20 protein-coding genes are annotated in these 23892 nt (G+C 70.2%); 6 read left to right on the top strand and 14 right to left on the bottom strand.

Annotation, left to right across the window (positions count from 1 at the left end; translation table 11 throughout):
- Positions 1-9 precede the first annotated feature (9 nt).
- The 9 genes from AC2D9U_RS03930 to speB all read right to left on the bottom strand — a co-directional run bounded on the left by AC2D9U_RS03930 (position 10) and on the right by speB (position 10729).
- Complete coding sequence (locus AC2D9U_RS03930) at positions 10-900, bottom strand: carbohydrate ABC transporter permease (RefSeq protein WP_484746660.1); 891 nt, start codon at positions 898-900, stop codon at positions 10-12.
- Positions 897-1835 (bottom strand): carbohydrate ABC transporter permease, encoded by a 939-nt coding sequence (locus AC2D9U_RS03935; protein WP_484746662.1) that lies wholly within the window; start codon positions 1833-1835, stop codon positions 897-899. The genes AC2D9U_RS03930 and AC2D9U_RS03935 overlap by 4 nt, the downstream gene beginning before the upstream one ends.
- A complete protein-coding gene (locus AC2D9U_RS03940) occupies positions 1835-3172 on the bottom strand; it encodes an extracellular solute-binding protein (protein ID WP_484746664.1) in 1338 nt (445 codons plus the stop codon). The genes AC2D9U_RS03935 and AC2D9U_RS03940 overlap by 1 nt, the downstream gene beginning before the upstream one ends.
- A 99-nt stretch (positions 3173-3271) precedes the next feature.
- Positions 3272-4012: a FadR/GntR family transcriptional regulator gene (locus AC2D9U_RS03945; RefSeq protein ID WP_484746665.1), complete on the bottom strand. Its 741-nt coding sequence runs from the start codon at positions 4010-4012 to the stop codon at positions 3272-3274.
- 51 nt (positions 4013-4063) lie between these two features.
- Entirely contained in the window at positions 4064-4942 is an 879-nt protein-coding gene (locus AC2D9U_RS03950) for an alpha/beta hydrolase (protein ID WP_484746667.1), read from the bottom strand.
- Positions 4939-6555, bottom strand: coding sequence for an ABC transporter substrate-binding protein (locus AC2D9U_RS03955; protein ID WP_484746669.1), 1617 nt, complete (start codon positions 6553-6555; stop codon positions 4939-4941). The genes AC2D9U_RS03950 and AC2D9U_RS03955 overlap by 4 nt, the downstream gene beginning before the upstream one ends.
- A gap of 58 nt (positions 6556-6613) precedes the next feature.
- Entirely contained in the window at positions 6614-8032 is a 1419-nt protein-coding gene (locus AC2D9U_RS03960) for a homospermidine synthase (RefSeq protein ID WP_484746671.1), read from the bottom strand.
- Between the two features lie 28 nt (positions 8033-8060).
- A complete protein-coding gene (locus AC2D9U_RS03965; RefSeq protein ID WP_484746672.1) occupies positions 8061-9224 on the bottom strand; it encodes a type III PLP-dependent enzyme domain-containing protein in 1164 nt (387 codons plus the stop codon).
- A gap of 602 nt (positions 9225-9826) precedes the next feature.
- Complete coding sequence (gene speB, locus AC2D9U_RS03970; protein WP_484746674.1) at positions 9827-10729, bottom strand: agmatinase; 903 nt, start codon at positions 10727-10729, stop codon at positions 9827-9829.
- A gap of 114 nt (positions 10730-10843) precedes the next feature.
- Between speB and AC2D9U_RS03975 the strand changes: the two genes are divergently transcribed.
- From AC2D9U_RS03975 to AC2D9U_RS04000, 6 genes are all read left to right on the top strand, one after another.
- Positions 10844-12550 carry a methyl-accepting chemotaxis protein gene (locus AC2D9U_RS03975; protein ID WP_484746676.1) on the top strand — a complete coding sequence of 569 codons (1707 nt, stop codon included), beginning with the start codon at positions 10844-10846 and terminating at the stop codon, positions 12548-12550.
- Positions 12551-12720: 170 nt separating this feature from the next.
- Positions 12721-13806 carry a TRAP transporter substrate-binding protein gene (locus AC2D9U_RS03980; protein ID WP_484746678.1) on the top strand — a complete coding sequence of 362 codons (1086 nt, stop codon included), beginning with the start codon at positions 12721-12723 and terminating at the stop codon, positions 13804-13806.
- Positions 13807-13809: 3 nt separating this feature from the next.
- Complete coding sequence (locus AC2D9U_RS03985; RefSeq protein ID WP_484746680.1) at positions 13810-14313, top strand: TRAP transporter small permease subunit; 504 nt, start codon at positions 13810-13812, stop codon at positions 14311-14313.
- 7 nt (positions 14314-14320) lie between these two features.
- Positions 14321-15646, top strand: a complete 1326-nt coding sequence (locus AC2D9U_RS03990) for a TRAP transporter large permease (RefSeq protein ID WP_484746681.1) — start codon at positions 14321-14323, stop codon at positions 15644-15646.
- 78 nt (positions 15647-15724) lie between these two features.
- Positions 15725-17623 carry a hypothetical protein gene (locus AC2D9U_RS03995; protein WP_484746683.1) on the top strand — a complete coding sequence of 633 codons (1899 nt, stop codon included), beginning with the start codon at positions 15725-15727 and terminating at the stop codon, positions 17621-17623.
- Between the two features lie 70 nt (positions 17624-17693).
- Complete coding sequence (locus AC2D9U_RS04000) at positions 17694-18689, top strand: quinone oxidoreductase family protein (protein WP_484746684.1); 996 nt, start codon at positions 17694-17696, stop codon at positions 18687-18689.
- Positions 18690-18695: 6 nt separating this feature from the next.
- Here AC2D9U_RS04000 and AC2D9U_RS04005 read toward each other — a convergent pair whose 3' ends face one another.
- The 5 genes from AC2D9U_RS04005 to AC2D9U_RS04025 form a co-directional block, all read right to left on the bottom strand.
- A complete protein-coding gene (locus AC2D9U_RS04005) occupies positions 18696-19559 on the bottom strand; it encodes an isocitrate lyase/PEP mutase family protein (protein ID WP_484746686.1) in 864 nt (287 codons plus the stop codon).
- 75 nt (positions 19560-19634) lie between these two features.
- Positions 19635-21080 (bottom strand): class I adenylate-forming enzyme family protein, encoded by a 1446-nt coding sequence (locus AC2D9U_RS04010; protein ID WP_484746688.1) that lies wholly within the window; start codon positions 21078-21080, stop codon positions 19635-19637.
- A complete protein-coding gene (locus AC2D9U_RS04015; protein WP_484746690.1) occupies positions 21077-21943 on the bottom strand; it encodes an amidohydrolase family protein in 867 nt (288 codons plus the stop codon). Before AC2D9U_RS04015 ends, AC2D9U_RS04010 begins: the two co-directional genes overlap by 4 nt.
- Complete coding sequence (locus AC2D9U_RS04020; protein WP_484746692.1) at positions 21940-23076, bottom strand: acyl-CoA dehydrogenase family protein; 1137 nt, start codon at positions 23074-23076, stop codon at positions 21940-21942. The genes AC2D9U_RS04015 and AC2D9U_RS04020 overlap by 4 nt, the downstream gene beginning before the upstream one ends.
- Positions 23073-23891, bottom strand: a complete 819-nt coding sequence (locus tag AC2D9U_RS04025) for an ABC transporter permease (protein ID WP_484746693.1) — start codon at positions 23889-23891, stop codon at positions 23073-23075. The genes AC2D9U_RS04020 and AC2D9U_RS04025 overlap by 4 nt, the downstream gene beginning before the upstream one ends.
- Position 23892: the final 1 nt, after the last annotated feature.

Here is a 23892-nt window from a genome sequence, read left to right on the forward strand (position 1 = left end):
CGTGCCGCGTCAGCCCCCCTTCACGCCGCCCTGGGTCAGCCCCGCCACGATCTGCTTCTGGGCAACCAGCGTCAGCACCACCACCGGCAGCGTGACCAGCAGCGCCGCGGCCGAGAGCGGGCCCCAGGCAATCTGCTCGAAGGTCAGCATGTTGTTGACCGCGACCGGCAGGGTGCGCGTCTCGCGCCCGGCCAGCACCATGGCGAAGATAAAGTTGTTCCAGGAGAAGATGAAGGCGAGGATGGTCGCCACCGTGATGCCCGGCCGGGCCAAGGGCAGCGCCACATGCCGGAAGGCCTGCCAGATGGTGGCGCCATCGACCAGCGCGGCTTCCTCCAACTCCGGCGGCAGGCCTTCGAAGAAGCCGATCATCACCCACACGGCGATGGGCACCGTCAGCACCAGATGGGTGATGATGATGGGCCAGATCGTGCCCGTCAGCCCGATCCACTGGAACAACAGGAACAGCGGGATCAGGTAGGACAGGCCCGGCGTGATGCGCGCGATCAGGATCAGCACGGCCGCCTTGTTGGCGCGCATCTTGGCGATGCCGTAGCCGGCCGGGATGCCCACCAGCAGCGCGATCCCGGTGGCGCCGAAGCTCACGATCACGCTGTTCAGCGTCTGGTTGAGGAAGTCGTTGCGCTCGAACACCGCGCGGAAATTATCCAGCGTCGGCGGGCTCGGGATGAAGATCGGCGGGAAGGCGATGTTGTCGATCTCGGTCTTGAGCGAGAGCGAGAGCATCCACAGGAAGACCAGCGCGGCCGGGGAGACCAGCGCGATGACCGAAAGCCCGAAGGCCAGGTCGTGCAGCCTTCGCCTGAAGGGCTTTGCCCTTTTGTGCGGCCGATTCGGCTCTCCGCGCCCTGCGGCGCTACGATCATCGGACGCACTCACCGCACATTGTCCTTGAAGCGTTCGCGCGACCACAGCAGCAGCAGCGCAAGGCCGATGATCAGCACGAAGAACACCACCACCACCGCGCTCGCATAGCCCATGTTGTAGTAGGCGAAGGCGTTCAGGTAGAGAAAGATGTTGATCGTCTCGCTCGCCGTGCCGGGCCCGCCCTGGGTGATGACGTAGATCGTGTCGAAGGCCTTCAGCGCATCGATGGTGCGGATGATCACCGCCACCATGATGAAGGGGGCGAGCAGCGGCAGGGTGATGTAGCGGAAGGCCTGCCAGCTGGTCGCGCCATCGATCTTCGCCGCCTCATAGGGATCGACCGGCAGGGACGCCAGCCCGCCCAGCACCAGCAGCATCACCAGGGGCGTCCAGTGCCAGACCTCGACCATCACCAGGGTCGGGATCACCGTGTCGGCGTCATAGACCCACATGCTGGGCGGGATGCCGAACTGGCTGAGGATCCAGTTCAGCACGCCGAGCTGGGGATGGAACATCATGGTCCAGACCAGCGCGACCGCCACTGGGGTCGCCATCATCGGCAGGATGAAGATGGTGCGCGCGAGGCCGCGCAGCGGGAACTTCCGGTTGAAGGCCAATGCCGCGGCCACGCCCAGCACCACCGGGATCACCACGGCCAGCGCGGTGAAATACAGCGTGCGCCAGATCGAATCATGGAAGCGCGCATCGCTGAACAGGCGCTCGTAATTCGCGAGGCCCACGAAGCTGCGGCCCGCGCCGAGCTTCCACTCCTGCAGGCTCATCCACAGCGTGAAGGCCCAGGGAAAGACGATGACCGCCACCACCACCACGGCGGCGGGCACCACGAAGGGCCAGTAGTGGCGCGCATAGGCGCGCTTGCGGCGCGCCGTGTCGGCGGCGGCGCCCGAATGCGCCGCCGCTGCTGTCGTTGCCGCGCTGTCGGGCATCAGGTCGCGCGCTCGGACTGCTCCAGGATCGGGCGGAAGGCCTCCGTCGCGCGCCGCAGTTCCGTCGCCACATCGGCGCCGCCGATCGTGTTGGTCAGCGCCGTGCCGAGCGTGTCGCGGAACTCCGTCACCGGCACGATCTCGGGCAGGCCGGGGCGGGCGATGCGCGCGCTCTCGATCAGCGTGGTGAAGTAGTCGCGCCCGAAGCGGCTGGCGCGGATCGCCTCCTCGTTCCGGTAGGGGCTCTGCCGCGCCGGCGCGCCCGCGCCGGAGGTGAGGAAGCGCAGCTGGTTCTGCTTGTTCATCGCCCATTGCAGGTAGAACCAGGCCGCGCCGCGCTTGCGCTCGTTCGACGCCGCGCTGATGCCAAGCCCCGTGCCGAACAGGCAGCAATGATGATGCGCGGGCCCGCGCGGCACCACCGCATAGCCGACCTTGCCCGCGACGCGCGAGCGCGTGGGATCCTCGAGCGGCGCGGCGAAGCCCACGCCATCGAGCCACATGGCCGCGCGCCCCTGGGCGAAGGTGGTCTGGCTCTCATTCCAGTTGAAGCCGGCCACACCCGGCGGCGCGGCATCGCGCAGCATCTTCTTGTACATCTCGCCGGCCCAGACGGCGTCGGGCGTATCGGTGATGAGGCGCATATTGGCGTCCACCGTGTCGCGCTGCGCGGTGCCGAGCAGGTAGCTGGTGTAGAGCACCACATTGGCGTTGCGCACGCCGCGACCGACGAAGCCGAACTGGCCGGCGCGCGCATCGGTCAGGCGCTTCGCCGTCTCGTACATCTCGTCATAGGTCTCGGGCACGCGCGCATTGGCGCGGGCGAAGATTTCCTTGTTGTAGTAGAGGATGAAGTAGTCGGTGAACTCGGGCAGCGTATCCATGCGCCCATCGGCCTGGGTGGAATAGGCCACCGCGCCGGCGCCGAAATCCGCGAAGTCGAAATCGGGCGCGGTGAGCGAGGCGTCGGCCATCATCGGCTTGATGTCCGCCGTCCAGCGCGCGCGGCCGACCTGGCGCTTGTTCACATGCAGGCTGATGCCGATGACATCGAAGGAAGGCCGGCCGGAGGCGAATTCGATGACGAACTTCTGGCGGTGCTGCTGCTCGGGAATCGCCTCGGAGCCGACGCGGATGCCGGTGAGTTCCTCGAACTCGCGCTGGTTCTGGATCAGGATCTGGCTGCGCGGATTCGCGGTGAGGCTGACCTCGATCCGCTCGCCCGCGAAGCGGCGCCAGTTGAACGCGCCCTGCGCGTCCACCTGCTGCACCAGGGCCGGCGTGGCCAGCAAGCCCGCCCCGCCCGCCAGCGCCTGACGGCGCGTGATCTGTGCCATGCGATTTGTCCTTCCCTTGACCTGGTCCTTGACCCGGCCCTTCGATGAGGCCGCTCGGCGCGATGCTCGACCCAAAACGCGGCCGAGGGCAAGGGGCGGTTACGCCTCCAACTCGGCGGCGAGACGGCGATAGCGCTCGCGCGCGGCCTCCAGATGCGCGCGCATGGCCTGCCGCGCGGCCGGCGCATCGCCGGCCCGGATCGCCCCGATCACCTGCGCATGCTCGGCGCGCACCTGCGCGAGATAGGCCGCGCGTTCCGCCGCGTCACGCTCCTTCAGCCCGAGCGCGCGGCGCGGGATGGCGTGCCGGCCGATGCCCTCCAGCAGGCGCAGGAAATGCGGGTTGCCGGTGGCCGCGAAGATGGCGCGGTGCAGGGCGAAATCGGCCTCCGCCGCGTCACCGCCCTCGGCGATCGCGGCGGCGAAGGCGGCATCCGCCTCGGCGAGCGCGGCGAGGCCCGACGCATCCCGCCGCTCGGCGGCCAGGCCCGCGGCCTCGACTTCGAGCGCGAGGCGCAGTTCCAGGATGTGGATCACCTGCTGCAGCCCGGCGGCCTCGGCCGGGGTCAGGCGGAAGATGCCCTCGCCGGGGCGTTCGGTGACAAAGGCGCCAACGCCCTGGCGTGTCACCACCAGGCCCTCGGCCCGCAGCGCGGCCACGGCCTCACGCACCACGGTGCGGCTGACGCCGGCCTCGCGCATCAACTCCTGCTCGGTCGGCAGGCGCGCGCCGGGGGCGAGGCGCCCGGCGCGGATCTCGGCGGCAAGTCGATGCACCAGCGCGCCGGTGAGGTTCGCCGGCGGGCGCAGCGGCGCCATGCCGAGGCTACGGCGGGTCATGGGGGAGCGGCTCAGTCATCATATGACATGATGACCCCAGCGCGCGGCCGGTTACAAGACCGCCCTGCCCGCCCCTGCCCCGGCCTCGGCCGCGCTGATCAGCCGGTTCTCGAACCACAGCGCCGCGGCGACGCGCGACATCGCCGCCCCGTCATGGCCGATGCCCGCCACCGGCACGAGCCGCCAGGCGCAAGCCACGCCGCGGCGCGCCGCCGCCGCCCGCCCCGCGGCGAGATAGTTGTGCGCACGGGCGAAGCGATGCGGCCCCTGCGCCAGCGCGCCCGGCCCGCTGGGCAGCGAGGGGCCGGAGGTCTCGATATCCTGATCGCCGGCCAGGATCGTCATCGGATAGGCGAGCAGGCGCAGCACCTCCGCCTCGCCAAGCCCGATGCCGCCCAGCCCATCGGGAAAGGGCAGGTCGAGCGTGGGCAAGGAATACCAACCGGGATTGCCGATCGTGACCTGCTCGAACAGGTCATGCGGCTGGGTGGACATCAGGCGATGGCCGAACTGCCCGCCCGCGGAATGGCCGAAGAAATGCGCGCGCGGGCGGCGCGTGATGCCCGCCTCGCGCAGCGCGGCGAAGACGCGCAGCGGGGTGGCGTAGGCCCAGGAGTCGCGGGGCCGCACCGCGCCCTCCGCCGCCAGGACGAGGCCGTTATTGTAGGCCTCCGCCCCCGGCCAGGATTCGGCGCCGAAGGTGGGGGCGATGATGATCAGCCCGTGGCGCTCGGCGGCGTCGATCCAGAAATCCCGATACTCGTCGCCATTGCGCCCCATGCCATGGCTGACCAGCACCACCGGCGAGTCGGGCGTGGCGGCGGCGGCGCGATAGCCGTGCAGCGTCAGCGGCCGCGCCGGATCGCAGGCGGCATCGACCCACGGGATGGCGCAGCGCCCGACGGCGCGCAGCGAATCGAGCACGCTCATTCGGGGCGGATCTCCTGCGCCAGGGTCTGCTGGTCCATCCGCCCGGCATAGGTCAGGCCTCGGCGGAAGGCCCAGACCGCGCTCTCGAAATGGATGGGCAGCACCGGCATCTGCTCCAGCGCGCGGGCCGAGGCGGCGCGCAGCAGGGCGGCGCGCGCGGCTTCGTCTATCGTCGTCAGGGCACGCACCGCATCGGCGTCGAAGGCGGGGTCGGACCATTCCGAGTAGTTGGAAGTGCCGAGACCACGCTCGCGATTGAGCGTGGTGACCCAGGTGCGGAAGAACAGCAGCGTCTCCTCCGCGCTCGCCGCCCAGCCGCCCATCGGCACCGAGAATTCCTTGCGCGCCCGGCGGCCGAAGAAGACGTTGGAGGGCATGGCATCGACCTCCGTGCGCACGCCGATGCGCGTGAAATACTGCGCCAGCGCCTGGGCCACGCGCGCATCGTTCACATAGCGGTTATTGGTGGCGTGCAGCGTGATCGAGAAGCCGTTCGGATAGCCGGCCTCGGCCAGCAGCGCCCGCGCGCGCGCCGGGTCATAGGGCAGCACGGGCAGGCCGGGGATGGTGCCGGTCATGCCCTCGGGCAGGAATTGCGTGGCCGGCGTGGCGAGGCCATCCATCACGCGGCTGGCGATGGCGTTGCGATCGATGGCGAGCGAGAGCGCCTGACGCACCCGCGCATCGCGCAGCGGGTTCGCGCCGTCGTTGTTGTTCACGAAGGGCGCGGGCTGGCGCTGGTCGAGCTGCAGGAAGATCAGCCGCGTCGTCGGCGCAACAGCGAGACGCATGGCGGGGTTGGCGCGCAGGCGGGGGATGTCCGCGGTGCTCGGCGCCTCCACCACGTCATGATCGCCCGAGAGCAGTCCCGCAAGGCGCGGTCCCGGCGCGGTGACGGGCTGCAGGCGCACCGCCTGCCAATGCGGCTTCTCGCCCCAGTACTCGTCGTTGCGCGTGAGTTCGGTCACACCGCTGCGGCCGAAGCTGCGCAGGCGGAAGGGGCCGGTGCCGATGGCCGCACTGCCCTCATTGAACTGCGCGAGCTGCGGCCAGCCGGCCTCCCGCCCGCCGCAGCCGCCGGCCTCGTCGAAGGTGACGGGCCGCGCGGGCACCAGGCTCGCGGTGATCATGCGGATGCTGGCGAGGTCGGAGGGCAGGAGCGGCTCGGGCTCCTTCGTGGTGATCACCACGCGATGCGGCGTCTCGCTCACCACCCGGCGCAGCCGGCGCACGGTGGAGGAGAAGCTGGAGGCGAGCTCATTCTCGTTCAGCACGATGCGGCAGAGCGAGAAATGCACGTCATTCGCGGTGAAGGGCGCGCCATTGTGGAAGCGCACGCCCGGGCGCAGCTCGAACACCCAGGTCAGGTCGTCGCGCCGCGACCAGGAGAGGGCGAGCGAGGGCTGCGCCTTCAGCCGCGCATCGAGCTCGACCAGGCTTTCGAAGATGTGGTCGTGCAGGGTGGAATTGGGCGCGGCCGCGTAGTGATGCGGATCGGCGGAGGTCGGCTCGGCCGCCATGGCGATGCGCAGCGTCTGCGCCGCGCTCTGGGCCTGTGCCCCGCCGATGCCGAGCATCAGGCCGGCGAAGCCGGCGAGAAGAAGTCGCTTCATGGATCTGCCTCCGCTTCGCCCGGAGTGTGCCCCGAGCGAAGCGGAAAGCAAAGCAGCGTCAGGTCACACGGAAATTGCTGAACTGCCAGGGGTCGGTGCTGTCCACCGCCTCGGGGAAGAGCACGCCGCGGCCCTGCAGCGGCGTCCAGTCCGAATAGACGCCGACCACATCGCCCAGATAGGGCGCGCAGATCTCGAGGATGCGCGCATGGTCGATCTCATCGGATTCCACCACGCCGCGGCGCGGATTCTCGATCGCCCAGATCACGCCCGCCAGCACCGCCGCCGTCACCTGCAGCGAGGTCGCGTTGTTGTGCGGCACCACGCGGCGGGCTTCCTCGATGGTCAGGCGCGAGCCGTACCAATAGGCGCCCTTCGCATGGCCCATCAGCAGCACGCCGAGCTCATCCATGCCGCTGACGATCTCATCGGTCATCAGCCGCTTCTCGGGCTGCATCACCCAGTTCTTGCCCGCCAGCTCATGCACCGAGAGCACCGCGTCGTCGCAGGGGTGATAGGCGTAGTGGGCGGTCGGCCGGTAGCGCACGGCGCCCGACGCATCGCGCAGCGTGTAGTAGTCGGCGAGCGAGATCGATTCATTGTGCGTGATGAGGAAGCCATGCATCGGCCCCTCCAGCGGCGTCCAGCTGCGCACGCGCGTGGAGGCGCCCGGGCGCATCAGGTAGATCGCCGCATCGCAGCCGAAGCCGTGGCGATGGCCATCGGCGGGCAGCGCCTTCTCATGGCTGCCGAAGCCGAGCTCGGCGGGCTGGCTGCCCTCGCCCACGAAGCCATCGACCGACCAGGTGTTGACGAACTCGCCCGGCTTCTTCGGGCGGTCCGCCACCTGGGTGTCGCGCTCGGCGATATGGATCACCTTGATGCCGAGCCGCTCGGCGATCGCGGCCCAGGCCGTGCGGTCGGCGGCCGGCGGCGGCGTTGCGATCGGCGCGCCCGTGTCGCGCGCGATGTCGAGCAGCGCCTGCTTCACGAAATGGCTGACCAGGCCCGGGTTCGCGCCATGCGCCGTCACCGAGGTCGGCCCGCCGGCGAAGGCACCGCGCAGCGCGATCGCCTCCTCCCGCATCGCGTAGTTGGAACGCTGCGAGGGCGTGAGCGAGGGGTCCGTGTAGCCGCCCGGCCAGGGTTCGACCACCGTGTCCAGGTAGAGCGCGCCGAGCCGGTGGCACAGCTTCATCAGCGCCACCGAGGAGACATCGACGGAGAGGTTCAGCAGGAAGTCGCCCGCGCCCAGCAGCGGCGAGAGCAGCGCCTCGAAATTCTCGCGCGTCGCCGCCTGCAGGATGAAGCGGATGCCGTATTCGGCCGCCACCTCCTGCCCGCGTTCCTCGGCGGTGACGATGGTGATGCGCTCGGGCGCGATGTCGACATGGCGCAGGAGAAGCGGCAGCACCCCCTGCCCGATCGAGCCGAAGCCGAGGATCACCAGCCGGCCGCCAAAGGCAACGTGTTTCATCGAAGCGTCACTCCAGGATCACGGGAAGTCAGGCGGCCAGGGGCAGGACATGGCCAGGGGTGGCGAGCATCGGCGGATCGTCCACCTCCACCATGCCGGCGCGATCGAAACCATTGAAGCTGGTGCGAAGGCAAGCCCCATAGGCGCCGAGCTGGCCGATCTCGATCCAATCGCCCTCGGCGATGTCGTCCGGCAGCAGGAAGGGGCCGCGCATCACATCGGCGCTGTCGCAGGTCGGGCCGAAGAAGCTGAAGGGCCGCAGCGGCGCCGCCCCCGCCACGCCGATGCGGCGCACCGGGAAACGGAAGGCGGGCGCGCCGGCATCCGACAGCGCGCCATAGACGCCGTCATTGATGAACAGCGCCTCGCCCCGGCGATGCTGCACCTGCACCACCACCGAGGCACCGGCGGCCACCAGCGCGCGGCCGGGCTCGGCCCAGAGCTGCGTGCCGGGAAGCGCGGCCGCGGCGAAGGCCTGCGCGATCGCCGCCGTGAAGGCGGAGAGCGGCGGCGGCACCACATCCGGATAGGCGACAGGAAAGCCGCCGCCGACATCGAGGATCTCGACCGGCACGCCGGACTCGCGGATCACCGCGGCGGCCCGTTCGATGGCGCGCGCATAGGCGGCCGGCTCCAGGCATTGGCTGCCGACATGGAAGGACAGGCCGAGCCGTGCGGCCTGCGGCCGCGCCGCGCGCAGCAGCGCCACAGCCTCCGCCGCCTCCGCGCCGAACTTGCCCGAGAGATCATAGACCGCCCCACCCTTCGGCAGGGCGAGGCGCACGACGAGGCCGAGATCGGCGCCGCCCGTCTCCTCGATCACCTTCGCGAGTTCCTCGGCGCTGTCGATGACGAAGTCGCGCACGCCATGCTGTGCATGGGCCTCGCGGATCGCGCCGCGCGCCTTGATGGGGTGCATGAAGTGGATCTCGGCCGCGGGAAACAGGGCGCGCACCAGGCGCACCTCGCCCGCGCTCGCGCAGTCGAAGTGGCGAATGCCGCCCGCCCAGAGCGCGCGCAGCACGGCGGGCTCGGGGTTGCATTTCACGGCGTAGAGCACCTCCCCCGCGAAGGTCGCGCGGAAGGCACGGGCGGTGGCGGCGATGGTGGCGGGGCGCAGGCAATGCAGCGGCTCCTCCGGCCGCAGCGCGGCGACCAGCGCATCGACCGCGCGCGGCAGCGGCGCCGCCATGGCCCGTCCTTCAAGGAGGGGGCGGCGGAGCGGGGTGGCGGCGACACGGCGGCGAAGCTGGTTCATCGAAGCACTCCGGCAAGGGCAAGGCGGGCACCACACCCCCGCCGCCGCGCCGGCCCTTGGGGGGCGGCGCAGCGGCGGGGCCAGAGGGAGCCAGGCGTGCCCTGCGGGCCTTCAGCGCGCGCCAGGGGTCGCGTCACGGCACGCCGCCCGGCACTCAAGCCGGCGAACGGGACGCGAAGGCGACCGGCCCCGTGAAGTGGGCCGATGGCGCGTCAGCGATGAACGGGGTGCGTTCTCGCAGCGCGGCGGGCAGGCAACACAAACGGCTCCCTCGAACCGTCCGGCGTAGGGGGGCCGGCGCGAACAAAGGACGCGGTCCGTCGTTGCTGTGCCCTCACCGGGGGTCTCACCCCGCCGGATCGGGCTCGCGGCACGTGCGATTTGCGTCTGTAGGCGGCGGCTTTCCTGGAGGTCTGCCGCCGCGACGGGAGAAATAGTGGTGCTTGCTCAGAACTGCAAGCGAAAAATATGGCCCCTGCGATGATCGGCGCGCATGACTGCCGGAGATCTCCCGAAACGCCCGGAAAGCTTCGCGTTCAAGCCGGCGAAACCCAGGGCTGGCCTGGCAGGCAGAGATATTCCCAGGCCATGGTGGCCGCCGCCAGCGCCGTGATCTCCGCCACATCATAGGCGGGCGCGACCTCGACCACGTCCATGCCGCGCCAATCCAGCCCGCCGAGGCGCCGCAGCACGCCCTGCGCCTGCCAGCTTGCCAGCCCTCCGGGCTCGGGCGTGCCGGTGCCGGGGGCGAAGGCCGGGTCCAGCGCATCGATGTCGAAGCTGAGATAGGCGGGGGCCTCGCCCACCACGGCGCGGGCCTCAGCGGCCACAGCTGCGGGCGTGCTCTCATGCACCTGCTGCGCGGTCAGGATCGTCACCCCCTGCCCCAGCGTCCAATCCCAGACCTCGCGCGAGACGGGGGAGCGGATGCCGATCTGGATGGTCCGGCGCGGATCGACCAGCCCCTCGCGGATCGCGTGCCAGAAGACCTGGCCGTGGCCGAATTCCTGCCCGAAGCTGTCGGGCCAGGTGTCCACATGCGCGTCGAAATGCACCAGCGCGAGCGGCCCGCCGCAGCGCGCCGCCAGCGCGCGCAGCAGCGGCAGGGTGATGCCGTGCTCGCCGCCCAGCGCCACCAGATGCCCCGCCCCGCGCGCCTGCGCCTCGATCCGCGCGAGGCTGCCGGGCAGGTCGCCCATGGCGATGGCGAAATCCCCCGCATCGGCCAGCGGCAGCCTGGCGGGATCCACCCAATGCTGCGGATGGGCGCCATCGACCAACATGCGCGAAGCCGCGCGGATCGCCCGCGGGCCGTCGCGCGTGCCGGCGCGGTTGGAGGTGCCGAGGTCGAGCGGCACGCCGATCACGCTCACCGCGCCCTCGCGCCGCGTCGTGCCGAGGAACCCCGGCGGCGTGGCGAAGGTCGGGATCTCCGTCATGCGCGAAGCGATCGGCACGAAGACCGAAATGTGACAGGCAGCCGGCAACGTTTCGGTAATGGACTCATCCTAGACCGGTCCCTGCCTCGAAGCCCGAAAATCGCGGAGCGCCCCATGACGTTAGACGCCTTCAGGATCACCGGGAAGATCTCGGTGCTGGCGACCGCGCTGTGCGCGATCATCTTCGGCATGGCCGGTATCGGTGCCTGGAAGGCAGCCAATACCTCGACCATGGTGCAGCGCGGTGCCGCCGCGAATGAGGGTGTTGCGCTGGCCATGCAGATGCAACACGCGGCCCTGACGATGGGCTTGGCCCCGACGCAGCTCGCCAATGGCTTCTCGATGACGCGCCTCACCGAGATGCGCCGGCAGGTCGTGGCCGCGAAGGAGGCCTTCACCCGCGACGCCGCCGCAATCGAGGCCCATGGCGGCGAGCGGCGGCTGCAGGCGCTGGCCGAAGTGCGCAGGCAGCATGCCGAAGTGGCGACACGGCTGGAGGCGATCCTGGCCCTGACGGCCGCCATCCAGCGCACGGAAGACTGGACCGAGGCGCGCCGCGGCCAGCTCCTGGCCGCGCTGCAGGCGCAGGATGCAGCACTCGTCCCGCTCAAGGCCGCACTTGGCCGGCTGAGCACGGTGGCCGACGAGATCGCCGATGCCGCAGAAGAATCAGCGCTGAGCGATGCGCGCCAGCTGATCCTGACCATGTCGATCCTGGCCGCGCTGGGCCTAGGCCTTGGCGTGCTGCTCACCTGGCTGATCGGCCTGCGCGCCCTGGCCCAGCCGCTCGGGCGAAGCATTGCGCGGCTGCGCAGCCTCGCCGCGGGCGACACGGCCGCGCCCATCCCCGGCCAGGAGCGGCGCGACGAGATCGGCGATATCGGGCGCGCCATGGTCGTCTTCCGCGACAACCTCATCGCCAGCCGCGCCGCCCAGGCCGCGCAGATCGCCGAGGCCGAGGCCAAGGCGAAGCGTGCGCAGCACCTCGCCGCGCTGGCCTCGCGCTTCGAGGTCGAGACCGCGGGCGTGGTGAAGACCGTCGCCAGCGCCGCGACCGAGATGGAGGCCACGGCCACCGGCATGGCCGCCGGCGCCAGCAGCACGGCGCGCGAGGCCGCGACGGTGAAGCAATCCGCCAGCGAGGCCAGTGGCAATGTGCAGATGGTCGCCGCCGCGGCCGAGCAGCTCGCCGCCTCGGTCGCCGAGATCGCGCGACAGATGGCGGAGAGCAGCCGCATGGCTGCGGAGGCCGTGGCCGAGGCCGGGCGGACGGGCGAGACGGTGCAGGCACTCTCCCAGAAGGCGCAGCGCATCGGCCAGGTCGTGCAGCTGATCAACGCCATCTCGGGACAGACCAACCTGCTCGCGCTCAACGCGACGATCGAGGCCGCGCGCGCGGGCGAGGCCGGGAAGGGCTTCGCCGTCGTCGCCTCCGAGGTGAAGAGCCTGGCCAGCGAGACCGGCCGCGCGACGGAAGACATCGCCGCCCAGGTCCAGGCGGTGCAGACCGAGACGGCGCGCGTGGTGCAGGCGATCGAGGCGATGGGCAGCGTGATCGGCCGGCTCAACGAGATCGCAACCGGGATCGCCGCCGCGGTCGAGCAGCAGGGCGCGGCCACCACGGAGATCGCGCGCAACGTGCAGCAGGCGGCGGCGAGCACGGCCTCGGTCAGCAGCACGATCCTGGCGGTGGATGAGGCCGCGCAGAGCTCGGGCGCGGCGGCCGCGCAGGTGAAGGCCGCCGCCCAGGAACTCAGCCGCGGCGCGGAGACGCTGCGCGGCCAGGTGGATCGCTTCCTGCACGAGATGAAGGCGGCCTGAGGCGCGGGCGGGGCGGCGGCCGCGCTGCCCAAAGCGCAGGCATTCCACCGGGAGAACCCGCCGCGCAGCCTTCGTGCGGGCGGGCGCACCACTTGGCATGAGGATTGCTGACACCCCGGCGCCGAAGCGCGGCCGCACGTCGCGCACGGGCCAAACAGCCGGGGGCCAACATGCAACGTCGCAATCTCATCTCCTCCGCCGCGGCGGGGACGGCCGGCGTGCTCGCCGCGCCCGCGGTCGCCACTGCGCAGACCACCTTCAACTGGCGCATGACCAGCTTCTACGGCCCCCAGGCGGCCTTCTACTCGACCGGGCCTGGCTCGGCGCGCGACCTGATCGACCGCATCCAGCGCATGTCGAACAACCGCATCCGAATCCAGTTCTTCGGCGCGGGCGAGCTGATTCCGGCCGGCGAGGGCTTCGATGCCGTCAGCAGCGGCATCGTCGAGATGAACTACGCCAACGCCTATTTCTGGACCGGCAAGACCTTCGCCGCGCAGTACTTCACCGCCGTGCCCTTCGGCCTGAACTTCCAGGGCCTGAATGGCTGGATGTATGACGGCAACGGCCTCGAGCTCTGGCGCGAGGTCTATGACCGGTTCAACCTCGTGCCCTTCCTCTGCGGCAATACCGGCGTGCAGATGACCGGCTGGTTCCGTCGTCCGATCGAGAAGGTGGAGGATTTCCGCGGCCTCAAGATGCGCATTCCGGGCCTGGCGGGGCGTGTCTATCAGCGCCTTGGCGTCGATGTGCGCCTGCTGCCGGGCGGCGAGATCTTCCCCGCGCTGGAGCGCGGCGTGATCGACGCGGCCGAGTTCGTCGGCCCCTTCCTCGACCGCCAGCTCGGCCTGCAGCGCGTGGCGAAGTTCTACCACACCACCGGCTGGCATGAGACGGCCACCGCCTCCGAGCTCATCATCAACAAGGCGGCCTGGGCGCGGCTGCCCGCCGACCTCAAGGCGATCGTCGAGAATGCCGTCGCTGCCTGCAACGTCATCAGCGAGGCCTGGTGCCAGAAGAACAATGCCGATGCGATGGAGGACCTGATCCGCAACCAGGGCGTCACCGCCCTGCCGCTGCCCGACGAGGTGGTCGCGCGGCTGCGCACCGAGACCAACGCCGTGCTCGAGGAAGCCATCGCGCGCGATCCGGTGACGCGCCGCGTGCATGAGAGCTACATGGCCTACAAGGCGAAGTTCGATGCCTGGTCGGGCTACAGCGAGAGCATCTACCACAGCAAGATCCGCCAGGCCTGAGACGTGGCCCGGCTGACACGCGCCGCCGATGCCATCGATGAGATCGTCGATGTCATCGGCCAGCTCTCCGCCGTGGCCGTCGCCGCGCTGGTCGTGGTGATGGCGAGCAACGTGCTGCTGCGCTACGGCTTCTCGCTCGGCAGCGTCTGGGCGCAGGAGCTGGAGTGGCACCTGCTGGTGCCGATCTCGCTGTTCGGCGCCGCCTATGCGCTGCGCCATGGCGAGCATGTGCGCGTCGATGTGCTCTATGCGGGCTTCTCGGCGCGCAACAAGGCGCTGGTGGATGTCTTCGCCGGCCTTGCCGGTCTGGCGATCAGCCTGCTCGTGATCCAGCTTTCCTGGCGCTATGTCGGGCAGTCCTTCAGCCAGGGTGAAGGCTCGGCCAATCCGGGCGGGATTCCCTATCGCTACGTCCTGAAGGCCATCATCCCGGCCGGCTTCGCGCTGCTCGCGCTGCAATTCACGGCAGAGACCCTTCGCTCCATCGCGCGCCTGCGCAGCGCCTGAGATCCCCATGCCGATCACGGAAATCTACGCCATCCTCATGCTGGTGGCGTTCTTCGGGCTGCTCATGCTGGGCGTGCCGGTGGCGCTCACCCTCGCCGTCTCCGGCTTCGTCTTCGGCTGGCTCGGCTTCGGGCCGATGCTGTTCAACCTGCTGCCCGCGCGCATCTATGGCGTGGTGACCAGCTATTCGCTGCTGGCCATCCCGCTCTTCGTCTTCATGGGCGTGGCGCTGGAGAAATCACGGCTCGCGGAAGACCTGATGGAGGTGGTGGGCCGCCTCTCCGGCGCACTGCGCGGCGGCCTGGGCCTGGGCATCGTCTTCGTCGGCGTGCTGATGGGTGCGACCACCGGCATCGTCGGCGCAACGGTGGTGACGCTCGGCCTGCTCACTCTGCCGGCGCTGCTGCGGCGCGGCTATGATCCGGGCCTGTCCTGCGGCGTGATCTGTGCCTCGGGCACGCTCGGGCAGATCATCCCGCCCTCGCTGATCCTGATCCTGCTTGCCGACATCATGAACCTCTCCGTCGGCACGCTCTTCGCCGCGGCGATGATCCCGGGGCTGATGCTGGCGGGAATCTACTGCACCTACATCCTCGTGCTCGGCATCCTGCGGCCCGAGATGGTGCCCGCCGTCCCGGCGGAGGAACGCGCGCTGATCTCCACGCGCGAATTGCTGAAGAAGCTGGTGAAGGTCATCGCCCCGCCGCTCGGCCTCGTTTTCGCGGTGCTCGGCTCGATCATCGCCGGCATCGCCGCACCGACCGAGGCGGCGGCGATGGGCGCTCTGGGGGCGCTGATCGTCTGCGCCATCGGGCGGCGCTTCTCGGTCTCGCTGGTGGTGGAGACGCTGCGCAGCACCGCGCGCATCACCGCGATGATGATGTTCATCCTGATCTGCGCCCAGGTCTTCGCACTCTCCTTCCGCGGCCTGCAGGGCGAGCAGCTGGTGCATGACCTGTTCGAATTCCTGCCCGGCGGCATCGCGGCCGACATCTGGTTCATGCTGATCCTGGTCTTCGTGCTGGGCTTCTTCCTGGAATGGATCGAGATCAGCTACATCGCCGTGCCGCTCTTCCTGCCCATCTTCCTCGCCGCCGGCGTGGACCAGGTTTGGCTGGCGACCCTCATCTGCGTGATGCTGCAGACGAGCTTCCTCACGCCTCCCTTCGGCTGGGCGCTGTTCTTCCTGCGCTCCGTCGCCCCGCCCGAGATCACCACGGGGCACATCTATCGCGGCGTTGTCCCCTTCGTGCTGATGCAGCTGCTCGCCGTTGTGCTGGTCTTCGTGGCACCGGGTCTCGCCACCTGGCTGCCGCGCGCCATCGGCTGGTAGGGCGCACGCAGGGCGCGATGGACGCCCTGCCCGCTTTCGGCTTTCCTGCCCCGGGGATCGCCCCCCGGGGAGGATGGCATGAGCAGCACGGTCCGCGGTTTTCTCCTGGGGCTCGCACTCGCCCTGCCGCTGGGCATGGCGGCCCCCGCCCAGGCCTTCCTCGCCACGGTCGAGCCCGCGCGCGATGCCGGCGTCACGCCGCGCCGCACCCAGGTGCTCGATGCCGCGATCGCGCGCCCCGTGGTGGCGCCCGACTGCGCCGCGGCGCGTGAGGGCAACAATGCCTGCGTCTGGGGCCAGGCGACGCTCGCCATGGCGCTGCTCGCGCGCGGCGGCGACGCCGCGCGGGCCAACGCCCTGCTGCGGGAGGCTGCCGCCACCCTGCCCCGCCGCGCGGGCTGGAAGCGGCGCGAGGACCCGATGGATGCCGAGGGCTCGGCCCGCACCCGTGCCGGGCAGGATTTCTATTTCGTCTCGGCCACGCTCCTGTTCCAGGCGATGGGCCTGTTCGGCCAGGGCCAGCAGGGCCCCGACCAGCCGCTGACGGCGGAGACACGCAGCGCCATCCGCGCGCTGTTCTGGGACTGGGCGAGCACCGAATGTCGCCTCGCCGACGCCGATGCCGCGCTGATCTGGCGCCCCTGGGGCAGCGAGAACCACGACATCCAGCGCGTCCATGCCTGCTGGGCCGCGGCCGAGCTGCTGCGCGCCGACCCCGCCACCGCGAACCGTGCCTATGCCGATCGCTCCACGCCGACCACGCAGCTCGCCGCCTGGAACGCCTATCTCAAGGCCTTCCTCGCCTCGCGGGCGGGCGCGGGGCTCTCCATCGAATTCTTCTCGCCGACCTATTCGAAATACTTCCTCGCGCCGCTCCACAGCATGCTCGACTTCGCCTCGGATGCCGAATTGCGCGGCATGGCGGAGAGCGCGGTGACGCTCTGGTGGGCGATGTGGGCGCAGGAGCAGATCAACGGCCATCATGGCGGCGCCCGCGCGCGCAACTACCCGCCCGCGATCGAGCCCGGCCTGCCGATGGATGCGATGGTCTGGGTCTATTTCGGCATCGGCCAGCGCGCGCGCGGCGCGGCACACCCGGCGCACATGGCCATGCTGCTCTCCCGCTGGCGCCCGCCCGCGACGCTGGTCGAGATCGCAACCGGCACGGCAAGGCGCGCGCCCTTCGAGGTCTGGACGCGCCACCCCGGCTTCTCCGCCGGCGGCGTGGTGGCCGAGCGCACGCAGATACAGCCCAACACCGCCGCCGTGTCGCGCTATGCCTGGGTGACGCCCGATTTCGTCATGGGCAGCGCCATCGGCCCGCGCCTGCCGGTGGCGCAATGGGCGCCGATCAGCAGCCAGAATCGCTGGAGCGGCGTGACGCTGGCCGATGGCACGCAGGTGCACGCGAGCGCGCAGCAGGCCCAGCGCTCCAGCTACAACGCGCTCGTCGCGGCCCAGCTGCGCGGCACGCAGATCATCGCCCGCGTGATGCCGCCGATGAGCCGCAACACCGGCGACCTCGCCATCATCTTCGAACGCCCGCTGCGGCCGCAGGAACGCGGCGGCTGGCTCTTCGTCGAGGGCTCGGCCCATGTCGCCGCACGCGCCGCCTTCGGCGGCCATGGCGCGGGGCAGGAGGGACGCTATCCGGTCACGGACCAGCGCGCGCCGGTGATCATCGTCGCCGCCCCGCGCACCGCCTATCCCAACCATGCCGCCTTCCAGGCCGCGGTGCTGGCCGCCCCGCTGCGCGTGACGCGTGAGACGGTGGAGTTCGAAGGAATCGATGGCGGCGGCCGGCTGCGCTTCTTCCTCGATGGCGAGAAGGTGGCCGAGGCGAATGGCCGCGCGTTGCTGCCGCCGGCGGACTCCACGCTGCACAGCCCCTTCCTGCAGCAGGCGCGCGGCGCCACCGCGGCCGAGCTGCGCACGCCGCAATCGCGGCTGAGCCTGACTTTCGGGCAGCGCCGCTGAACCCTTCGCGCCGCGCCGTCCCCGCCCTATAGCCGGTGCGAGAATCGCCACCGCACGGAGGAGCATACCCATGACCGAGACCATGCTGGCCGCCATCGTCACCGATCACGGCGTCGCCGTGCAGCGCATGGCCCGGCCGGTGCCGGGACCCGAGCAGGTGCTGGTGCGCGTGCGCGCGGCTTCGCTCAACCGCGCCGATCTCGGCGTCGCGGCGGGGCATGCGCATGGCGCGATGGGCGGGCCGGGCACGGTGCTCGGCATCGAATTCGCGGGCGAGGTCGTGGCCTGCGGGGCGGGCGTGGCGGCGCTGGCGCCGGATCTCGTGCCCGGGGCGCGGGTGATGTGCTCGGGCTCGGGCGGCTATGCGGAATATGCGGTGACCGATCTCGGCCGCGCCATGCCGCTGCCGGACAGCAACCTCTCCTGGGAGCAGGCGACGACGCTGCCTGTCGCCCTGGCCACCATGCATGACGCGCTGGTGAGCAATGGCGGGCTCGTGGCCGGCGAGGCAGTGATGATCCTGGGCGCGAGTTCCGGCGTCGGGCTCGTGGGCCTGCAGATCGCGAAATTCCTCGGCGCGGGGCTGGTGATCGGCACCTCGGGCGATCCCGCGAAGCGCGCGCGCCTCGCCGAATTCGGCGCCGACCGCGCCGTCGATACCTCCCAGCCCGGCTGGCAGAAGCAGGTGCTGGAGGCGACCGGCGGCAAGGGCGTGGCGCTGGTGATCGACCAGGTCTCGGGTGCGACGATCAACGCCGCCATGGCCGCCACCGCGATCCGCGGGCGCATCGTGAATGTGGGCCGGCTCGGCGGGTCGCGCGCCGAATTCGACTTCGACCTGCACGCCAATCGCCGCCTGACCTATATCGGCGTCACGCACCGCACGCGCAGCGTGGCCGAGATCCGCGAGGAGGTGCGCGTGATGCGCCGCGACCTCTGGGCCGCCGTGCAGCAGGGCCGCTTCCGCCTGCCGATCGACCGCGTCTATCCCCTGGCGCAGGCCCCCGAAGCGCTGGCCCACATGAAGGCGAACCAGCACTTCGGGAAGATCATCCTGGCGACCTGAAGGGCATCAGCCCGGCAGGCGATAGGGCTTCGCGGCCACGTCGTAGTCGGGATAGCCCAGCGTGGCGCGCAGCACGGCCGGGGGCTGCGCGCTCGCGGCCTCGGCGCCGCCGGCCAGCAGCGCGTCGAGCCCCGCCTGGATGCCGGCGATGGAAGGCGAGAGCATGCCCGTGGGGTAGGTCGCGATCTTGTAGCCCAGCGCCTCGGCTTCCGTGCGCGAGGGGCAGGCACGGGCACCACCCGGGGAGAGCACCGCGAAGGTCGGCTTGCCCGCGGCAGCCACCATCGAGCGACGGATCTCCTCCTCATCTTTCGGGCTGTCGAGGAAGAGGATGTCCGCACCTTCCTCGACATACATCTCGATGCGCGCGAGCGCTTCCTCGATGCCCTGGGTCGGGCGGCAATCGGTGCGGGCGAGCACCAGGATGCCGGATTCCTTCGCCGCCGCCACGGCTGCGCGGATCTTCATGCGCGCTTCCTCGCGCGGCAGGCAGGGCTTGCCGGCGGAGGTCAGTTCGCGCGGCGTGATCTTGTCCTCGATCAGCACCGCGGCGGCGCCGGCGCGACCATAGGCGGCCACCGTGCGCTGCACGTTGAGCGCATTGCCATAGCCATGGTCGCCATCGGCCAGGATCAGAGTCTCGGGTGCCGCGTTGCGGACCATCGTGAAGCTGTCGAACATCTCGCCGAAGGAGACGAGGTCAAGGTCCGGCCCGCCGAGGCGGCTCGCCGCGACGCAGGAGCCCGAGAGGAAGGCGGTCTTGTAGCCGGCGCGGGCGGCGAGCTTGGCGCTGATGCCGTCCCAGACGGCGGGCATGACGATCATGCCGGGCTCGGCGAGCAGGGCGCGCAGGCGATCAGGGGGGGTCATGGCAGATCCTCGGACGTGAAGAGGGTGCGAGGCTATCGCCACCGCCCGGCCCTGGCCAGCGCCCCTCTCCGCAGATCAGAGTTGCGGCGGGCTGAGCCTTTGCGCGAGATCGCGCTTGAGCACCTTGCCGCCGCTGTTGCGCGGCAGGTCCTCGAGGATGAAGACCGCGCGCGGCCATTTCGGGCGCGGCAGATGCGCGCGCGCATGGGCGAGCAGGATTTCGGGATCGCAGGGCGCAGCGAGGCGCACGAAGGCCGCGATCTCCTCGCCGAACTCGCGCGAGGGCCAGCCGAGCACGGCACTCTCCGCCACGGCGGGATGCGCGTTCAGCACGGCCTCGACATCGCCCGGATGGATGTTGATGCCGGCGCGGATGATCATGTCCTTCGCCCGCCCGCGCAGCGTGACGAAGCCATCGGCGTCGAGCGAGGCGAGATCGCCCGGATAGAACCACCCCTCGCGAAACGCCTCGCCCGAGGCTTCTGGGTCCCGATGATAGGATGTGGCGCAGGCGGGGCCGCGATAGCGCAGCAGGCCGGTCTCGCCAGGCGGCAGGGGATTGTCCTGCGCGTCCACCACCTCGACCTCCACGGCGAAGACGGGGCGACCCACCGTCTCGCCATGCGTGGCGATGTCATCGGGCGTGAGGAGGGAGACGCCGCCGCCTTCGGTCGAGGCGTAGTATTCGAAGAAGTGCGGACAGAGCCGGTCGCGGATCGCGACACGCTCCTCGGGCGCGAGCGGCGCGCCGGAGGAGAACAGCAGGTTCAGCGCGCGCAGCGGCGCGAGCGTGGCGTCATCCAGCGCCAGCAGCCGGCGGAACTGCGTGGGCACCAGGAAGAGGCTGGTGGCGCGTTCGGAAGCGACGCAGGCGACAAGGTCTTCCGGCGTGCAGGGCGGCGGCTTGAGGATCAGCGTGCCGCCGGAGAAGAGCACCGACATCGCGAAGGTCCGCCCGCCGCCGAAATAGAGCGGCGTGGCGCAGACGAAGCGATCGCGCCCGTTCAGGCCGAGATTGATCCAATGCGTGCGGAAGCGCGCGAGGAAATGCCGATGCGCGATGAGCGGCCCCTTCGGCCGCCCCGTGGTGCCGGACGAGAGCGAGAGGACGAAGGGCGCCTCGGGATCCGAGGCGAAGGCGATGCCGGCCTCCTCCGCCTCGTTCGGTTGGTCGCAGCGCAGGCCCGGCAGCGGCGGCATGTCGGGCTCCGCCAGGACCAGCGAGGCGCCGAAATGCGTGGCGACGTTGCGCTGTTCCTCGACCGTCCAGCGCGCATCCATCGGCAGGATCGCGATGCCCGCGCGCGCCACGGCGTAGAGTGCGACCACATGCTCGGCCGTGTCGCGCAGGCAGATTCCCACGGGCCGGTCGGCGGGCAGGCCGAGCCCCAGCAGCCAGGCCGCCATGCGCCGCACGCGGCGTGCGAATTGCGCATGGGTCAGCGTCAGCGCGCCTTCGATCAGCGCCGGATGGCTCGGCCTTGCCCGGTCGTGGATGTCGAGCGCGTCGGCGAGGTTCATGCGGCGCCGTTGAGCTTGTAGATGCGCTCGACATTGGTGCGCAGGAATTTCGCGCGCACCGCCTCGGGCAGGTTCAACTCGTCGATCTCGGCCATGGTGCGCGCGAAGTCGAGCACCGGGAAATCCGTGCCGAAGATCACCTTGTCCTGGCCGTAGCTGCGTATGTAGTGCTTGAAGGAGTCCGGCCAGTAGCGCGGGCTGTGCGCGTCGGAGCCGATGAAGACATTGGCGTGCTTCCAGGCCATCGCGATCATCTCCTCGGTCCAGGGGATACCGACATGGATGCCGATGATCTTGAGTTCGGGGAAATCGCAGGCCACGGCGTCGAGCGTGATGGGCCGGCCGACAGAGCGCAGCGGATAGGTGGGATCATAGACCATCGACTGCCCGACCTGGAGCTGCACCGGCACGTCGAGGTCCACGCATTTCGCGTAGAAGGGATACCACTTCGCATGGTCGGGCGGCAGTTCGAACCAATGCGGGTAGAAATGCGCGCCGATGAAGCCGTATTCGGTGACAGCTCGTGAAAGCTCACGCACGCCCTTCATGCCCTCGGTCGGGTCGAGACCGGCGAGGCCATAGAAGCGATCCGGATGCGCCTGCACCGCATCGGCCACGAGGCGATAATCGACATGGTAGCAGGCAGGGTGCCCGAGCCGCCCGACCTTCGCGGCGATCAGGAAGGCCTTCTCGATGCCGGCGGCATCCATGCGCGCGATCATGTCCTTCAGGCTCATGCCTTCGAAGATCTCGCGCTTCACGCGCATCTTGGCGGTGTAGAAGCCGGTGCGATCCGGCCGGCCGGCCAGCGCCTCCGGCGTCCAGATGTTCACCACCGCGTCGATCGCCCGGATGCCGCTCACGCCCCTGCCCCCAATCCCAGATCGCGCGCGACGGAATCGCGCAATACCTCATTCGCGCCTTCGCCGAAGGTGTAGAGGCGCGAATCCCGCCAGAACCGCTGCATGTCGCTCTCGGCCGCATAGCCGGCACTCGCCAGGATCTGCATGCCGGCATCGGCCACGTCGCGCAGCGTCTCGGTGGCGATGATCTTCGCCTGCGCGGCCTCGCGCCGGCAGGGCGCGCCCGTGCTGATGAGTCGCGCCAGATGCTCGACCAGGAGGCGGGAGAGATCGACGCGCATGCGCAGATCCGCAAGGCGATGTGCGATGGCCTGGTTCCGCCCGATGGGGCGGCCGAACTGCACGCGATCCGTCGCATGGGCGAGTGCGATCTGCAGCGCCGCCTCCGCCGCGCCGGTCACCGTCGCCGCCATCGAGGCGCGCGAATAGTGCAGCGTGGACATGAGCTGCGCGAAGCCGCGCCCTTCCACGCCGAGCAGCGCCTCCGCCGGCAGATCGACATCCTCGAGGCCGATGTCGAAGCTCGGCATGCAGTTGTTGCCGACCTTCGGCAGCGGCGTCATGGCGACGCCGGGCGTGTCGGTCGGAATAAGGAAGAGCGAGATGCCGCGATGTCCCTCCGCCTCGCTGCCCGTACGCGCCGGCAGGATCAGCCAGCGCGCCTGGCGTGCATCGCTGATCCAGCTCTTGCGGCCCCGCAGGCGCCAGCCGGTGCCCTGACGCGTTGCGCGCGTGCGAAGCGCCGCCGCATCGCTGCCCGCTTGCGGTTCGGAAAGCGCCAGCGCGCAGAAGGCCTCGCCCGCCATCAGGGGCGGCAGCAGCAGGCGGCGCTGCGCCTCGCTCGCATAGCTCAGCGCGGACATGATCCCGAAGCCGACGACGCGGTTGAAGATCGAGGCGACCATGTAGGCATGCTCGCCAAGCTTCAGCTGCACCTGCGCGATGGTGGTCCAGGCCGCGCCCAGCCCGCCCAGCGGCTCCGGCACCGCCAGCGCGAAGAGCCCCATGGCGCCCATTTCCGGCATCAGGTCATAGGGGGGCACATGCCCGGCATCGCGCCGCCGGATCTCCGCCGGCGGCAGGCGGCGGTCGAGGAAAGTGCCGAGGCTGTCGAGGATCGCCGCGTCGCTCATACCCGCAGCCGTGCGGAGGCATGCCAGGGCACCAGCATCTTCCGCAGCGCGCCGATGGCGAAGTAGAACAGGAAGCCCAGGATCGACATGTGGATCAGCACGGCGAACATCTGGTCCGTCTCGAAGGCGTTGAGCCGCGCGATCAGCAGATGCCCCAGCCCCGCATTGCCGCCGAGATACTCGCCCACCACGGCGCCGATGATCGCCAGCACAATGCCGATCTCGAGCCCCGTCAGCATGTAGGGCAGCGCGGAAGGGAATTCGAGCCGGCGGAACACCTGCCAGCGCGTCGCGTTCAGCGAGACCATCACGTCGCGATGGCCCTCATCGATGGATTTCACGCCCATCGCCGTATTGGTCAGGATCGGGAAGAAGGCGAGCACGGCGGCGACGATCACCTTCGAGCTGATGCCGAAGCCGAACCACAGCACGAAGAGCGGCACGAGGGCGACCTTCGGGATCACCTGCGTGGCCACGATGAAGGGGTTGAGCGTGAGTTCCAGCCAGCGCAGCCGCGCGATCAGCACGCCGAGACTCACGCCGATCACGGCGGCATAGCCGAAGCCGGCCAGCGTGGCGTAGACCGTCATCCAGGTGTGGTGCCAGGCGCGACGGTCCTGCAGCATCTCGAGCCATGCGCTCGCCACCGCGCCGGGGCGCGGCAGGATCAGCGGCGAGACTCCATAGGCGCGCACATAGGAATCCCAGATCAGGATCAGCAGCCCCAGCAGGATCGGCGTGGTGATCCAGGGCAGCGCGCCATCACGCGTGAGGCGCCGCTTGGCGAGGGAGGCCGGGGGTTGGGGATGCGCCATC

Source organism: Roseomonas sp. TF40 (genome assembly GCF_057219975.1).

What these genes read in the sequence shown, in the direction of transcription:
- speB (WP_484746674.1), bottom strand. Translation starts at nt 10,729, where the DNA reads ATGACGGAGATCCCGACCTTCGCCACGCCGCCGGGGTTCCTCGGCACG.
- AC2D9U_RS03980 (WP_484746678.1), top strand. Translation starts at nt 12,721, where the DNA reads ATGCAACGTCGCAATCTCATCTCCTCCGCCGCGGCGGGGACGGCCGGC.
- AC2D9U_RS03995 (WP_484746683.1), top strand. Translation starts at nt 15,725, where the DNA reads ATGAGCAGCACGGTCCGCGGTTTTCTCCTGGGGCTCGCACTCGCCCTG.
- AC2D9U_RS04010 (WP_484746688.1), bottom strand. Translation starts at nt 21,080, where the DNA reads ATGAACCTCGCCGACGCGCTCGACATCCACGACCGGGCAAGGCCGAGC.
- AC2D9U_RS03950 (WP_484746667.1), bottom strand. Translation starts at nt 4,942, where the DNA reads ATGAGCGTGCTCGATTCGCTGCGCGCCGTCGGGCGCTGCGCCATCCCG.
- AC2D9U_RS03960 (WP_484746671.1), bottom strand. Translation starts at nt 8,032, where the DNA reads ATGAAACACGTTGCCTTTGGCGGCCGGCTGGTGATCCTCGGCTTCGGC.
- AC2D9U_RS03965 (WP_484746672.1), bottom strand. Translation starts at nt 9,224, where the DNA reads ATGGCGGCGCCGCTGCCGCGCGCGGTCGATGCGCTGGTCGCCGCGCTG.
- AC2D9U_RS03945 (WP_484746665.1), bottom strand. Translation starts at nt 4,012, where the DNA reads ATGACCCGCCGTAGCCTCGGCATGGCGCCGCTGCGCCCGCCGGCGAAC.
- AC2D9U_RS03955 (WP_484746669.1), bottom strand. Translation starts at nt 6,555, where the DNA reads ATGAAGCGACTTCTTCTCGCCGGCTTCGCCGGCCTGATGCTCGGCATC.
- AC2D9U_RS04000 (WP_484746684.1), top strand. Translation starts at nt 17,694, where the DNA reads ATGACCGAGACCATGCTGGCCGCCATCGTCACCGATCACGGCGTCGCC.
- AC2D9U_RS03990 (WP_484746681.1), top strand. Translation starts at nt 14,321, where the DNA reads ATGCCGATCACGGAAATCTACGCCATCCTCATGCTGGTGGCGTTCTTC.
- AC2D9U_RS03975 (WP_484746676.1), top strand. Translation starts at nt 10,844, where the DNA reads ATGACGTTAGACGCCTTCAGGATCACCGGGAAGATCTCGGTGCTGGCG.
- AC2D9U_RS03935 (WP_484746662.1), bottom strand. Translation starts at nt 1,835, where the DNA reads ATGCCCGACAGCGCGGCAACGACAGCAGCGGCGGCGCATTCGGGCGCC.
- AC2D9U_RS03940 (WP_484746664.1), bottom strand. Translation starts at nt 3,172, where the DNA reads ATGGCACAGATCACGCGCCGTCAGGCGCTGGCGGGCGGGGCGGGCTTG.
- AC2D9U_RS04020 (WP_484746692.1), bottom strand. Translation starts at nt 23,076, where the DNA reads ATGAGCGACGCGGCGATCCTCGACAGCCTCGGCACTTTCCTCGACCGC.
- AC2D9U_RS04025 (WP_484746693.1), bottom strand. Translation starts at nt 23,891, where the DNA reads ATGGCGCATCCCCAACCCCCGGCCTCCCTCGCCAAGCGGCGCCTCACG.
- AC2D9U_RS04005 (WP_484746686.1), bottom strand. Translation starts at nt 19,559, where the DNA reads ATGACCCCCCCTGATCGCCTGCGCGCCCTGCTCGCCGAGCCCGGCATG.